General features: G+C 37.8%; 11 protein-coding genes. 4 read left to right on the top strand and 7 right to left on the bottom strand.

The window, feature by feature from the left end; translation table 11 throughout:
• The first annotated feature begins 45 nt into the window (after positions 1-45).
• Positions 46-873: a hypothetical protein gene (locus TY21_RS05680; protein ID WP_042241289.1), complete on the top strand. Its 828-nt coding sequence runs from the start codon at positions 46-48 to the stop codon at positions 871-873.
• A gap of 81 nt (positions 874-954) precedes the next feature.
• Here TY21_RS05680 and TY21_RS05675 read toward each other — a convergent pair whose 3' ends face one another.
• Entirely contained in the window at positions 955-1,917 is a 963-nt protein-coding gene (locus TY21_RS05675; RefSeq protein ID WP_042241291.1) for a rhodanese-related sulfurtransferase, read from the bottom strand.
• Positions 1,918-1,941: 24 nt separating this feature from the next.
• Positions 1,942-2,802: a hypothetical protein gene (locus TY21_RS05670; RefSeq protein ID WP_052354531.1), complete on the bottom strand. Its 861-nt coding sequence runs from the start codon at positions 2,800-2,802 to the stop codon at positions 1,942-1,944.
• A gap of 636 nt (positions 2,803-3,438) precedes the next feature.
• Between TY21_RS05670 and trxA the strand changes: the two genes are divergently transcribed.
• Positions 3,439-3,759 (top strand): thioredoxin, encoded by a 321-nt coding sequence (gene trxA, locus TY21_RS05665; protein ID WP_039383738.1) that lies wholly within the window; start codon positions 3,439-3,441, stop codon positions 3,757-3,759.
• Between the two features lie 410 nt (positions 3,760-4,169).
• Here trxA and TY21_RS05660 read toward each other — a convergent pair whose 3' ends face one another.
• From TY21_RS05660 to hisS, 4 genes are all read right to left on the bottom strand, one after another.
• Positions 4,170-4,625, bottom strand: coding sequence for a tRNA (cytidine(34)-2'-O)-methyltransferase (locus TY21_RS05660; RefSeq protein ID WP_042241295.1), 456 nt, complete (start codon positions 4,623-4,625; stop codon positions 4,170-4,172).
• Between the two features lie 80 nt (positions 4,626-4,705).
• Positions 4,706-5,524 (bottom strand): FKBP-type peptidyl-prolyl cis-trans isomerase, encoded by an 819-nt coding sequence (locus tag TY21_RS05655; protein WP_042241299.1) that lies wholly within the window; start codon positions 5,522-5,524, stop codon positions 4,706-4,708.
• A 58-nt stretch (positions 5,525-5,582) separates the two neighbouring features.
• A complete protein-coding gene (aspS, locus tag TY21_RS05650) occupies positions 5,583-7,370 on the bottom strand; it encodes an aspartate--tRNA ligase (RefSeq protein ID WP_042241301.1) in 1,788 nt (595 codons plus the stop codon).
• 9 nt (positions 7,371-7,379) lie between these two features.
• Positions 7,380-8,828 (bottom strand): histidine--tRNA ligase, encoded by a 1,449-nt coding sequence (gene hisS / locus TY21_RS05645; RefSeq protein ID WP_042241303.1) that lies wholly within the window; start codon positions 8,826-8,828, stop codon positions 7,380-7,382.
• Positions 8,829-9,064: 236 nt separating this feature from the next.
• Between hisS and TY21_RS05640 the strand changes: the two genes are divergently transcribed.
• Positions 9,065-10,219: a hypothetical protein gene (locus tag TY21_RS05640; RefSeq protein ID WP_042241306.1), complete on the top strand. Its 1,155-nt coding sequence runs from the start codon at positions 9,065-9,067 to the stop codon at positions 10,217-10,219.
• Positions 10,220-10,417: 198 nt separating this feature from the next.
• Here TY21_RS05640 and TY21_RS05635 read toward each other — a convergent pair whose 3' ends face one another.
• Positions 10,418-12,982: a hypothetical protein gene (locus TY21_RS05635; RefSeq protein WP_042241309.1), complete on the bottom strand. Its 2,565-nt coding sequence runs from the start codon at positions 12,980-12,982 to the stop codon at positions 10,418-10,420.
• A gap of 239 nt (positions 12,983-13,221) precedes the next feature.
• On the opposite strand from TY21_RS05635, the gene uhpC reads away from it, so the two are divergent.
• Positions 13,222-14,574, top strand: coding sequence for an MFS transporter family glucose-6-phosphate receptor UhpC (gene uhpC / locus TY21_RS05630; protein ID WP_042241312.1), 1,353 nt, complete (start codon positions 13,222-13,224; stop codon positions 14,572-14,574).
• Positions 14,575-15,036: the final 462 nt, after the last annotated feature.

Raw genomic sequence — 15,036 nt, 5'->3', positions numbered from 1 at the left:
AAAAGATATACTAAATTTTTCTACAGACAAATTATAACAGGTTTTATGAATAAACTTAAAATGTGGAATGAGCATTCAAGCTGGAGCGAGGCCGAACAGGCTTGGGATGAACGTGCTAGCAAAGCAGCAAAAGAACATCCTATTAAGAGGTTAAAGCAATTGCCTGCTATGCCTGGCATAACCAAAGAGACCTCTAAAAATCTTAAATGGAAAAGCTTAAAGTGGATGATTACCCAAGATCATCAAGGTGCTATACGTAGAGGCTTTTTTAAACATCCTTTAAAATATGGATGGGCATTTCTAAAATCTATTTTAAAGCCTAAACCCTATAAAAAAGAAGGCGATTTTTTTTATTATGGCCTTCAGGATGAAGAAGAATTTAAAATGCTGTTAAAAAAATCCAATACTTTACTAGTTTTAGGGTTTTCTTATTGTCATAAACCTTTTGAATGCCCATCTGGTCGTTTCACAGATGAATGCATTCATGATCCCGCCCATGCTGTTTGCCAACAATGTTTTATTGGTAAAGCGGTCCATGCCTCAAAAAAAGAGACGATTATCCCTTTATTTATTCCTACTATTCATTACATAGGAGGAAAAATTTTTGAGATTGTTCATCATTATCCTGAGAAACAAGTTATCTTTATGATTACTGCTTGTGAAATGACTTTAGAGATGTTTGGCGATTGGGGCAATATGGTAGGTCTTAAGGGCATTGGCATACGTTTAGATGGCCGTATCTGCAATACCATGAAAGCTTTTGAACTGTCAGAAAAAGGTATTAAACCCGGCTTGACAGTCATACTAGAAGAAACGCAAAAGCGTATGATAAGCCTTATTAGATATTGCCAGGAAAATAAAGAGAAAATTTAGAACGTTCCCTTCATTTCTAGCTTATGAATAAAATATATAAAAATAAGTTGAGCCTTCAAGCATCTATACATTATTTAAAGTCTATTTGATAGTGTTAGAGGCTATATTTATATATTTATGCTTTTTCCTAAAAGGTTTATGCGGTTTATCTTCTTGAAAAGGACGTACTCGTTCCGCCTGTTGGCACTGCTCTTGGCAACATCCCAAATATTGTTTTGAACATTCATTACAACATATAAATAAATCGTTACAATCCATATTAGCACAATTTAAATAGGTATCACAAGGTTGGTTACAATGATGGCAGGTGGCAATAGTTTTTGTCTCTTCATCGCTGATAGGTACAGTCAAGCGATCATCAAAGACGAAAAGTTTGCCTAACCAATAATCGCTACCCTCTTGTAAACCATAATTGATGATGCCTCCTTCTAATTGATAAACTTTGTCAAAGCCCTGTTTAATAAGAATGGAAGAATAAAGTTCGCAGCGAATACCTCCGGTGCAGTACATCATGACAGGGGTTTTTTGAGGGTCTATTTTCTCTTTAAGGTCTTCTACGTAATGCTTGAAATCTTTAAAAGTTTCACAAGGAGGAAGTTCCGCTCCTTCGAAGTGGCCAACTTTCCACTCATAATCATTCCTTACATCAATGAGAATATGGTCATCTTTTTTTTCAAGCATCTCCTTCCATCGTTGAGGGGAGACATACTCACCGCGCTTACTCAAATCTATTCTTTCATCCACAGCTACCAGTTGCTTGCGATATTTGACAGTGCAGCGAGGAAAAGCGTGTTCATGATACTCATGAAGTTTAAAATGTATATCCTTAAATTCTGGCCTAGCATGCATCCAGTCCATATAAGCTTGACCATCTTCCCGGGAAGCTGACATTTGGCCGTTAATTCCATTTTCTGAAATATATATACGACAAGTGACATCGCGTCCCTCAAAGAACTGTTTATGGGCGGTTACTTCTGCGTGTGGATCAGGTAAATGGGGAAAATGATAATAGGCTAAGACGAGATAAGGTAAGGGTTTTGACATATTAAAATTAAGGAAAAAGAGGGGTTAATATTTTAGTTTACTAATCCAAGAGGACCAATTTTGCTCGAGGTTAGGATTATCTAGGCAATATTTATAAAAATTTTTCATAAACTCTAGCCTTTCAAAATGGTAAGGGTATCGCCAGTCGTTTGCTTCAAAAGGTGCAGTTAAATCTTTGCCTCCAATCATAGCATGGCGTTTAAGGATGTCCTTAAAAGAGACCTTTGAAGCATTGCGGATCATATCGTACATGGCAATCAAGGCTGTGCTTCGCCCTCTACCAGCGGCACAATGAAAATGGAGCCAGTAACCAGGATTTTCTTGGGTCAGATGATAAGCCTTTATAAGTTCGATGAAAGAATCGACTTGCTTATCGCCAGGTTTAACATGATCGGTCAACGGAAGGCGTACATGGTGAATTCCCATTTTGCAGATTAAATCATTTTCTGTATAAACTTCTTTAACATGCACGCTAGAGGAAGGATTAAAAGTATATTTGTCATAAAGATGCACCTGCTGATTTTTTAACAGCTTCTGCAATCTTTCATTTTCATCCCATTTAATTTCCTCAAAAGTTTTTTCTTTGTTATGCCAATTTCTCTCGCCATACCAGCTTACTGCCATGCCATTGATAAAACCATGGGATTCTTCACGTAAATCAATTACCATAATGCGGTTATAAGGGATAGTCTTTAAAATTTGAATAAGGCCATTGGCTGAAAACTGTCCGCTTGCCGAAGCATTTAAATTGAGAAGACCCTCGAGGGAGGGAAGAGAATGATTGCTGTGCTTATGTAGATAACAGGGGGTAGTCATCCGAAAATTTTTGGGAAGATCTTCTAAATTCTCCATATTAAGGATTAAAGGGACTTCTTTTATGGGCATTAACCTATCCTTGTTAGCACTTAAGGTGAAGTAAAGCAGGAAACAAGCAATATGAATAAGCGTAAATATACGTAGGGATATCATTAAAACGGCCACCAAACGATTGAAAAGATAATATTGAAAAGTTTTGTAAAACTCAACATATATCTTTTGAATTTAAAGATTGGATTAAAAGAGTTTAAAAATCATAAAAAGCTTTTAGCTTCTTTATCTATATAGCTAAGCTAGCCATAAGAATCATGTTTTTAGAGCCTTATAGGATTAAAATTTTTAGTTTTTAAGGGTATTTACCTCTCATTTTGGAAAACTCACTCCTGCTTTCAGTGAATTGTTGGTAAAAAAGCCCTTAAGTTGTCCTTCGCAAGAGAAAGTGTAGAAGAGAAGCCCATAAGATAAGAGATTTTAAATTTCTCAAGTAAACAAGGCCAAGGATTTAGGCGAACAATACCTTCTAGTTAAGAAAACCACCTATACTTTTAACGGTTAAAGCTTTTATACATCAAAGAAATTTAAATTTTTTAATAACCTTACTTTATAAAAAAAATTCTCCTGTAATCTTTTTTTTGAACCTCGCCCAAAAATAACAGCATAGGATAAGATACAGTTGAAGATGCCATACACTTTAAGGAGAATTGCATGTCAGAACATTTAAAGCATTTAGATGATGATAACTTTGGAACCACTATAGCAACAGGAGTGACTTTGGTAGATTTCTTTGCTGATTGGTGTGGTCCTTGTAAGATGATAGCCCCAATAATTGAAGAATTAGCAGGAGAGCTGGCCGAAAAAGCTACCATAGCCAAGGTAGATATTGAAAAAGCTCAAAAAGTTACAGCTCAATATGGGGTGACTTCTATCCCTACCCTTATCGTTTTTAAAGAAGGCCAGGAGATTAAGCGCTTTGTAGGAGTAAAATCTAAACAAGATCTTAAAAATGCTATTACGATGAGTCTTTAATTTTAAAAGAGGGTGGGTGTAGCTCATCTATGCGTTCAGGTAGAAAAGAGTAAAGTAGATCCCTATAGTGTGGCCTTTTTGCCCTGCAAGGCAAGAAGGCTTACGCTCTAACCCATTTAATTTTTTTGCCTTTTGCTTGTTTATACGCTTCTGAGCAACTCCTTATACATACTTTTAGTAAAATCCTATCCTTAATGCGAGAAACAGCTTTTAAAGGGTTTGAGATGCAGACATAGTTTTTCTAAAGCCTATTAAAAGATATCTTAAGACCTTTCTTTTGCCTTATTCATCCGATTTAACATTAGCTTAATCATGGATACATAGATCTAATTTTCCTTTATAGAGATTTAAGCTATGAGCTTTAGAATTTCTTTAATAAGGTGCATACAGATGATGGTAAAACAAGGGCTTTAAGACTTTCTCTTAAAATGATTTTGCCTCCAGGCTTCATAGACAGCTATCCCGACGGAAGTGGCTAGATTTAAGCAACGCACCCCCTCAATCATAGGAATGCGCACAAAGCGTTCTGGCCATTTTTGGAAAAAGATAGGAGGTAATCCTTTTGTTTCAGATCCAAAAATAAGGTAATCATTAGCTTGATAGTTTACTTCCGTATGTAAACGGGTGGCTTTACTAGAGAAAAAAGTAAAAGAATGGCTAGAATTTTCTAGCAGCTCCTCTAAGTTTTCAATAAGTTGAACATTGACGCCTTCCCAGTAATCTAAACCAGATCTTTTGAGCCATCGATCACTTATACTAAACCCCAAAGGGGGGATTAGAACGAGGTCGTTGCCAGTTACTGCGCATGTGCGTACAATATTGCCAGTATTTTGAGGAATGCAGGGTTGGTAGAGAACTATTTTCACAAGTGATATAAATAAAGAGGGTAGAGTGAGTAAGAAGGCTGCACTTTTACTATTGTGCAGCCTTTCTTATTATTATAAATTTACTTTTTCGAGTCGGTTGCTTCGCTTTCTTCAAGTAAAAGCATTTCTTCTTCAGCAGCCTCAGGGATATCTTTCAAATTTTTTGTATCTCCTTTAGCTTTTACTACCTCAACTTCAAAGATAATAGCTGAATTGGGAGGTAGCTGGCCTGTTTTACCAAATCCTAGATCTGGATGGACAAATAAACGTCGTTTTTCGCCTTCTTTCATTCCATTGATCCCTTTGCTAAAACCTGCGGTTGTCTGGTCTAAGGGAATGGTGACCGGTCCACCAGTGGCTTCAGAACTATCGAAAACAGTTCCATCAATATACTTGGCAGTATAGTTAATACTAGGAGTTCCATGCTCATCTACAACTGTGCCTGTGCCTTCCTGTAGGATTACATATTGCAGTTTTCCTGGCACAATTGTTTGCACATTGGTTTCCTGAGCATTTTTTGCCATAAAAGCTTCAGCAGCTTTCAAATTATCCTCTGATAACTTGGCAAAAGCCTGCTCTTGCACTTTAAACATGAGAGCCTCATATTCTTGATCGCTCATGGGTCCAGCCTTGCCCTCTGCTCCATCACGCATGCCTTTGATAATGCTATCTAAATCAAAAGCTACCCCAGGGCTTTTTAAGTTTTTGCCGATGAAGTGACCAAAAGCTTCAGATAGCTTTTTCATATCGATTTCGTTATTAGAACTGGTGTGGCTATTGGCATTAGGAAGAGAGCTTTTCGCTGAATGAGATGTTATATCTTCATGAGCAACTAAAGTTCCTAATACAAGAGCGGTACTAACACCGGCCAAAGTTAAAAGTTTTGTTTTTTTTAGCATAGCGCGATCAAACCTCCATTCTTTTTGAATATACAACACGTTAGGTTAATTACCTAAATTATGTCCACGAAAATCCAGGCTCTTCGATAGTTAATTTAAGATCTTTTAATTGCTCAGAGGAAACGTTTGCAGGACATTCAAGCATTAAATCGCTAGCTTTCTGAGTTTTAGGGAAAGCGATCACATCACGAATGTTTTCTGTTTGGCTTAGAATCATGACAAGTCGGTCTAATCCTAGAGCGATTCCTAAATGGGGAGGAGTTCCATAGCTAAGAGCCTCAAGGAAAAATCCAAATTTAATTTTTAGCTCTTCTGCGGATAATTTGAGAAGCTCAAATATTTTCTTTTGCAAGTCACTATTATGAATGCGTTGAGAGCCTCCTCCAATTTCATAGCCGTTAAGCACAATATCGTATCCTGATGAACGTACAGCTAAAGGCTCTGTATCCAATAGGGGTAAATCATCTGGATGAGGGGAGGTAAAAGGATGGTGTTCACTGACTAAACGTTGATGGTCTTCATCCCAAGCAAATAAGGGAAAATCTGTCACCCATAGAAATTCCAGCTGATGGGGTTTAATTAAATTTCTGTCTCGGCTCAACCGTCGCCTTAGATGGTCTAATGCTTGGTTAGTACGAGATTTAGAATCGGCAATCATAAAAAGAAGATCGCCATTTTCCATGCCCATTCTATGGATAAGTTCTTTCTGCAGTTCGTTAGAGAAAAACTTGGCAATACTGGAAGATAATGTTCCCTCTTGCATTTTCATCCAAGCGAGCCCTTTTACTCCTAAACGTCCCACAAAATCAGTATATTCTTCGATATTCTTACGCGAAATATCATGGCCGCCTTTAACACATAAACCTTTTACTGTGCCTCCACCATTAATTTGCTCTTGGAAAACTGCAAAGGTAGATTGGGCAGCCAAGTCTTGCAGCTCAACTAATTCCATGCCAAAACGCATATCTGGACGATCGGTGCCGAAACGTTTCATGCATTCTTGATGGGAAAGGCGACGAAAGCCCACAGGAATATCCGTCTCATTACAATCTTTAAAAATCTTCTTTAATAAGCCTTCAATGAGAGGAATAAGATCTTCTGCTGTTCCAAAGCTCATTTCCAGATCTATTTGGGTAAACTCTGGCTGGCGATCTGCACGTAAATCTTCATCACGAAAACAAGGGGCTATCTGGAAATAACGATCCATGCCAGCTACCATTAATAGCTGCTTAAATATCTGCGGAGACTGCGGAAGAGCAAAAAAGGACCCAGGGTAAATGCGAGAAGGGACTAAATAATCGCGGGCTCCTTCGGGGGTGGATTTTCCTAAAAGAGGAGTAGAAATTTCAAGGAATCCATTTTTATCCAGATAATGCCTTGTCGCTAGCATGGCTTGATGCCTTTTAACAAGCCTGTTGGCAATCTCACCACGCCGAATATCAAGATAGCGATATTTAAGACGTAATTCTTCATTTACTTCAATCTGCTCATCGCAGATAGAAAAAGGAGGTGTTTTGGCTTTAGAAAGCAATTCAATTGTTAAGACCTGAACTTCAATTTCCCCTGTAGAAAGCTTTAAATTTGCCATGCCTTCTTGCCTAGGGATAACTGTTCCTTGAATAGCAATGACATACTCTGCACGTAGCTTTTCGCTATCTCCATGGGCTTGAGGATTTTTTTCAGGATCAAAAACCAACTGCGTAAGGCCAAATCGATCACGCAAGTCAATAAATATTAAACCTCCATGATCCCGACGACGATGAACCCATCCGGCCAAGGTGACGGTCTGCCCAATATGCTCTTTTCTTAAGCTGCCACAATTAAATGTGCGGCGATAAGTAACCATATAACTCCTCTAACAATCGGTAATTTTTTTCATTTTTAACATTGTCTCTTTAAGGCCCTCTACCATTTCTTGAGTGCTTTCTACTTTATGCTCTAGTTTCTGGATAAAAAATTCCACTGCATGAGAATTTTTTAAAGATTGACTAATATCCCTTATTAATTTCAAAAAATCCTCATTTTTAAAATCCAGCCTTAAGATTTTCGCTAGGTTGTTTAAAGGGATTTTTACGCTTTCTCCTGAATGCATATTTTTAAGATTAACTTCCTGGTTCTTAAGCTCTTCTTCACCTATAATGACCACATGTTTTGCCTGTAGCTGATTCGCATAGTGCATGACCTTAGCTAATTTTTTGCCGCTCAAATCCATGTCGCTAGGAATGTCGTGGAGGCGCAAGTCATGCAAAAGAGAAAAGCACACCTCTTTAGCTTGTTCTCCAAGAGGTATAAGAAAGACCTCTAAGGCAGGAGCAGGTGGGATCCAAGTTTGTTGCTTTAACATTGTTTGCAAAATTCTTTCAAGGCCGGTTCCAAATCCTATAGTAGGTAGGTCGGGTCCCCCCAAAGTTTTCATTAAACCGTCATAGCGGCCCCCGCCTCCTACACTATTTTGAGCGCCTAATTCGCCAGACGTGATCTCAAATACAGTTTTGTTATAGTAATCAAGGCCACGTACAAGCCGTGGATTAATAAAATAAGGAATGTGGAGTTTATTGAGTAGACGTTTAACTGCTGCAAAGTGCGTGGCGCTTTCTTCGTCTAAAAAGTCTAGTATATGAGGGGCATCTTTTACAATCGCTTGGTCTTGAGGATCTTTTGAGTCAAGAATTCTTAACGGATTGAGGGTAAAACGTCGCTGACTATCTTTAGACAATTGATCATAGCAACCTTTTAAATAAGCTTGTAAAGAAGTTTTAAATAACTGGCGGCTTTCTGGATTGCCTAAAGAATTAATATGAACTTGTAAATTTTTTAGCCCCAATTTTTGATAGACGTTATAGACTAAATCGATAAGCTCAGCATCTTGCTCTGCTGCTGAAATTCCTATAGCCTCAGCGCCAAATTGATGATGCTGGCGATAACGCCCAGCTTGGGAGCGCTCATAACGAAACATAGGCCCTATATAAAACATCTTATGGATAGGAGCTTGAGTATGGAGTTGATGCTCAATAAAAGCTCGAATGACAGGGGCTGTTCCTTCAGGACGCAAAGTGAGAGATCTATCTCCTTTATCTTGAAAAGTATACATTTCTTTGGAGACGATATCACTTGATTCACCTACTCCTCGTATAAAAAGTTCAGTTCTCTCAAAGATAGGAGTACGTATCTCTTTATAACCATACGCGGTAGCCGTCTCACGTATGATATTTTCAATATAGTTCCACAGGTAGGAATTACGCCAAGGCTCTTCTGTACTTATAGGTAAAATGTCAAACACGCCGGGTGCTGAGGGAATGGTCATGGTAAAAGATCTCCTGATTAAGTGGGCGAAGTATAGTAGATAAAAAATAAAGCGTAAAGAGAGAATGAATGTCTCTTTTATTCTTGATTGCTTCAATGATTTAGCTTTTAATTATGATCTAAAATTAATAAATGATAATTATAATATGTAAATTATGTTATAATAAACTTAGATATTTTAATTGTTTTAAAAAAAAATAATTGATTTTTTATAAATGATAATATTTGGAGAGATTTATGAATGATTTTCGCATTCCTAGCTTTGATCCAAAAGCTGCGCTTCTACCTCAAGGAAAAGCTTCTTTTGAGCAGAAAAAAGATCCAACCGTGCATATCCCTTCTCACCGACAAGCAGCCATGAAAGGAAAAGAGAGCAATTTTATTAAGCAGATGAATAATCGTGCGATTAAGATCATAAATTTTGTTAAATCCACCTTTACAAGAGCGGAAGGACAAGGAGGGATAAAAAATAGTTCCGTAATAAAAGGAGGTTCAAGAAATATAGAAAAGCTTGCTAGGCCCTGGATCTCTGGCCAAGTAGAGATGGAGGAAGGCTCTATCTCTTTTTTAATAGGCCTTCGTGCAAAATCAGAGGTTTCGCAAGGCTTACCAGAGAAAATTCCACCTTTGCCCCCTGCAGACGATAAAAGAACTATAGGCCCACAAAACCGGAAAGAGGAAGCAAATATCTCTTTACCTAGTGAAATAAATGTAGCCAAGGAGCCTACAGTCGAAGAATTATCCTCCATTCCCTCCTCATCCTCCCCAAATGAAGGAGTTTTGGCTGGCAAGATTCCTTCAGCGCCTCCTCCTCCTTTATTGAAAGAAGCTCCCTTGCAAACTAGCATGGCTATCCCCGTTGCTCCGCCTCCCCCACCTTTTTTGAAAACCACTGATACCACTCAATTAGTTGCTTACAAGAAGCTTGCTTCTCCAGAAGTAAGTAAGGAAACGGTACAGAGGCCAGATCACAACATCGCCGAGCAACTCATGAAACGTCGATTAGCGATGCATGATCCTGACGAAGAGGAAGAAAGGGTAGAAGAAGACATGGAAAGCTTAAAAGATAGCAGCCAACCAATAAATTTAGAGGATAGCCAGTTGCCCTCGACGGTTAAAAAAGAAAAAAATTATCCTCATGAGGCTACACAAGTTAAAAAAGGGATTGGCTCTCAAGGGCAACCCCTAGATAGATCAGCACTTATGCAACAAATTATAGAAGGCAAAAAGCTCACCTCTATTAAACCAAACGAAAAGCTTACCAAACCGCAGCCTAGTTCTCCTCTGATGGAAGCTCTTTTTAAAAAAGTAGAACAGACGAAAAGCTCTTCTCCCCATTCATCTTCTTCAGAAAATATGGCTGAACAGGAAGATGAAGAGTGGAATGTTTAAAAAAGAGGCTCATATTTTAATGTCCCTTTTGGAAAATTAGGCCGATAATTTAAAGGCAAAATGGCATTTTTTTTAAGCAGATTTTCTTAGTAAAACCTTGTCTTTAAAGAGGAGATCAGCTTTTAAAGAGCTGCTTTCTTTTTTTAAAGGGTATAGACAAAGTTCCTATAGAGGAGAGTAAAGGTAGATGAAAAAGATTTAAAATTTTTTAATTTTTTCCAACTCCTCCATGTAATATTTTTCATCATCTGGGGTATCTAAGGTGCAAAATTTTAAAACTTTAAATAGCGCAGCTGCTTGCTCTTCATTGTTTATTAAGGATAAAGGCCGGGGATGGGAGGAAAAAAGCAGGAAATTCAGTTGAGAAATTAGGGTGTTTTTAATGATTTTTTGATCCATTTCTAACTCGTCGAGATCGCTAAAATTTTTTATAACAAGCCAAGAGGTAACAGCATCTACTAGCGTGGCAAGTTCGCTCATATTTTCAGCTTGCTTTATTTTTTCTCTATATTTTTGTAAAAGGGCTGGATGATCATGATGAATGGCATTAAGCTTTAAATGACTTAAACCAGCTTTTTCTAGATAGCCTTTGAATTCTTTAACGGGCATTAATGGATATTCTTCTGTCAATTGAAGGATGGATTGAATGAGATGATGTTTTTGTTCGAGGTCTACGTGGTGATATTTTTGCAATAAATCCTTAGCTTTTTTTTCAAATTCTTCCGTTGGATGCTCACTATTTTCATTTATAAGATTGATCATTTGATTTTTAAGAGGAGTAAGCACCTCTTCTCGTGTTTGGCGCAAATGCTTTAATTTTGCTAACAAAGGATGAATGTGTAAGGAAAGAGCATGGGGATTGTTAGGGTCTAGTTCTCCTAAAACTTCATAGTCAGCAGGCAAAGTAGAGCTAGCAATTTTTGAAGAGTCGTTAAAAGTTTTAGGTGAGCTTTCGTCATCAATGATAAGATGGCTACTTACGATCATGCCCTCAGGATTAAATTTTAAATAAGCCGTCAAAAAGCTTCCCTGGGAGGTAAAAGCTGCAATGGCTTTTTGAGCTTCCAAGGTAAGTTGAATTCCGTCTGAAAAATAAAGCACCATATCTGACATCTTAGAAAGAAGGCTCATTTCTTGCTTTAAGCGGGATAACTCATGCACATTCCCTGGCGTTTGCATCAAGTGGATAGCACGCTTGATGATCGTCTCGCCTAATTGATAGTAGCGAGGAGCATTATAAATGTAATTTTCTGCCCCCGGGCGAATCAGGGTTAGAGCTTTAGGGGGAGAAAAGTCTGTGGCTTTACGTTTTTGAGCCAGTATGCTTAAAAGAATGAGCTTGCCTTGTTTCACAAGATTTGTTACTTCGACTGCATTAGAATTATCTAAATTGTTGGAATTTACCAATAAACGATTAAGAGTTTTCATATCAGCAACTTTTCGAAGTTGCATGAGTTTAGAGTCTATAACGATAGCAGTTTTAGGAATTAATGATTGGAGTACGCTAGGTGCTGGTTGCGCGATAACAAGAAATTGCGAAAAATCGGTGCTAGTATAAATCCTTAGAGAGTAAGAGGTTTCATTCAGATGCCCATGCTGATCGATCTTTGTTAAGGAGGGGTAGTCGTGAGGAATGACTTGAGCAAGACTTTTTTTAATAAATTCAGGATCGGACCAATTCTTTTTTTGAGGCTTAATATAATGTATTTGAGCGTATTTAAGCGCCATAGCTATATCAGCCACACCTTCTGCGGCTTTCATTTCTTCTATTTCATTTTTGGCGCTAATATTAAAATAAAGAGCGCCGGCGACAAGTCCAAGGATAAATAAAAGAGTCATTACAAGAGTCGTAAGAAATTTCCAATCGATAAGATTTTTTGTCTCTTCAATTTTTACACCTGTAACCGCTGTTTCTTCTTTTTCTGTATTCCAATTTTCGCCCTCATCGTCAAATTCACCTACTTGATATTCAGGGCGATTTTTTGGCGCAAGCATGTGGGGAAGAGTAGGAAAGTGATCGACTGTATCTTCTTTCAAAAAAGAGGATTCTTCCGCTGGGTTACCTAAGCTCTCTACCTCAATTTTTTCTTGCAAAAAGAGGGAAGGGCTATCTTTTTCACTAGCTAAATAGGTAGACAGGCTGTCTTCTTTAAAATGTTTGACTCCAAATTGCTCAATTTCATGCATTAAATCTTCTAACTCCCTTTCCTCAAGCTGGCTTTTTGCCCATTTTTTCTGCTCCAAGAAGTTAGCCTCTTCTTGAAAAGGAAATTTACTAATCTCCTGAGGAGCCATGCGGGAAGGGTTAGGGAGGAGGTTTGAGCTTTTTAAAAGGTTTTCAGAGATAGAAGAAGGGGGAAGAGAGGCCTTTTTTTCCACAGCTTGCCATTCAAGTAGCCCTTCTAGGGTAACATTTAAAGGCTCATTTGTAGAAGAAGGAATCTTTTCTTCATCTTGTGCAGACCCTATATACTTGAGCTCTATCTGAATAAGATGTCTTCCAACCTGCAAAATCCCACTATCTTTTATATTTTTTTTACCAAAAGGCAAATCATTTAAAGTTGCAAAAGGGTCATTTGCATAATTGATCACTTGGCAGAGCAGCCCTTTGTGCACAATTTTTATATGAATAGGCTGTATAGCCGCATCAGGTAGAATTAGATCAGCTTTCATAGATCCTGTGCCTGAACCAATAATTATTATTTCTTGGTCAAAAACGCTAACAATTGGGCTCTCATGCGGATTTATGGTAATTTTTATCATTATTAGTTATTCTTAAAAATCCTAGATGGTAGAATTTAATTTTATGAGCTGCATTTCTAGCATATCTGGCAGCTAAGGTCAACCTAATTTATTGTTAAATAAATTTTTAATTGGATTAATAGCGTAGCTACTGATAAAATGTTGCGCTTGTGTAAAATTGATCCCCCCGTTATAAGAATCCATATCTGCCAAAACAGTGAAAATTTCAAAAAAATAATTTTAATTTTTAGGAGCGTTGCGTGAATTGGTTGCTTAGATTATTAAGGCCTGCACCCTATCTACCGGAAATTCAAGATCAAGAAGAAGTTAAGCATCTTTATAATTATTGGCGTATACGAATTTTATATTCCATGTTTATAGGCTATGCTTTTTATTATTTTACACGTAAAAGTTTCACTTTTGCTATGCCTGGCATTATTGCTGAATTAGGATTCGATAAGAGCCAGCTAGGAATTTTAGCAAGTATTTTTTCTATTACCTATGGTTTTAGCAAATTTGCCAGTGGCATTATTTCCGATCGCTCAAATGCTCGTTACTTTATGGCTTTTGGCCTTATTATTACAGGCATAATTAATATTTTATTTGGTTTGTCTTCTAGCCTTTTCTTATTTGCCATTTTTTGGGGGCTAAATGGATGGTTTCAAGGTTTCGGTTGGCCTCCTTGTGCACGTTTTTTAACCCATTGGTATTCTCAATCAGAAAGAGGCTCATGGTGGTCTACCTGGAACGTCTCTCACAATGTAGGCGCTTTTTTAATTCCTTGGATTGTAGGTTTTTGTGCATATTATTTTGGTGGCTGGCGAGCCGCTATGTATGTGCCGGGAATCATTTGTATTCTAGGAGGTTTTTATTTAATCAACCGCTTAAGGGATACTCCTCAATCTTTAGGATTGCCTTCTATAGAAAAATTCCGCAACGATTATTCCGGGAATGGTAGCCAACCAGAGGATGAACAGCTCTCAGCACGTGAAGTTTTGGTGGAGTATGTTTTAAAAAATAAATATATTTGGATGTTGGCTATTTCTTATTTTTTTGTCTATTTTGTGCGTACAGGGATTAATGATTGGACCGCCCTTTATTTGATAGAAACCAAGGGGTATAATCAGCTGAGTGCCAATGGCTGTGTCTCCTTATTCGAAGTGGGCGGCTTTTTTGGCAGCTTAGCAGCAGGTTGGGCTTCTGACTATTTTTTCGCTGCTAAGAGGGGACCTGTTAATGTACTTTTTGCTGTACTTATGTTTATAGCCATTGCTTTCTTTTGGTTTGTCCCCGCAGGTTATCCTTTGGTAGATTCAGCAGCCATGTTTACAATAGGTTTTGCTATCTTTGGTCCCCAGATGTTGATTGGGGTAGCATGTGCTGAGCTTTCTCATAAGAAAGCTGCAGCTTCTTCTACTGGGTTTGCAGGCACATTTGCCTATATGGGAGCTGCTGTGGCAGGTTATCCTCTCGGCAAGGTCACCCAGGAAATGGGATGGGATGGCTTTTTTTGGTGCTTAGGGATTTCTTGCATAATAGCCGTTGTTTTGCTTTTACCTTTGTGGGCGATTAGCGAAAACAAGAAACTGGTGACAGCAAAAAGCCGTTCCTAACAGAAATTTTTTTCCTTAAATTTCTTAAATGAAAGGGTTCTTATGGTTTTTTTAAAGTGTTAAAAATTTATCCATGCGTGTTTATTGAAGAGCCTCTTTTGTATGAGCAGCGTGTTAAGAGCAAGAAATTGAGCGAATCAAAGCACAACGTGAGGGCCAGATCAGGGAAGTAGGATGCAAATATATCGGGTTGTTCATTTACCCGCATGGATTTTTGCTAAGCTAAAGAAAATTTTTTTAATTATTAAATAAATCCCTCCCTCCTCAAAAGTAACCGTAAAAATTTGTTATCTTTTAATTAGGCTTTTATAAATCTATTAAAAAGAGCTTTGAAAAAGAACGCAGCCCCTCTTAGAAAATAAATTTTATTTTCCGATGGATTTTATCTCTATCTCTCACTCTTCAAGCTTTTCTTCTTGCAAGGAGTTTAAGCCATCATTCTATCTAAAAGGCTAAAGAGCT

It is taken from the genome of Neochlamydia sp. S13 (assembly GCF_000648235.2).
GTDB lineage: Bacteria > Chlamydiota > Chlamydiia > Chlamydiales > Parachlamydiaceae > Neochlamydia.
The sequence above is the reverse complement of the archived record's forward strand: the minus strand, read 5'-3'. Positions and strand labels throughout refer to the sequence as shown.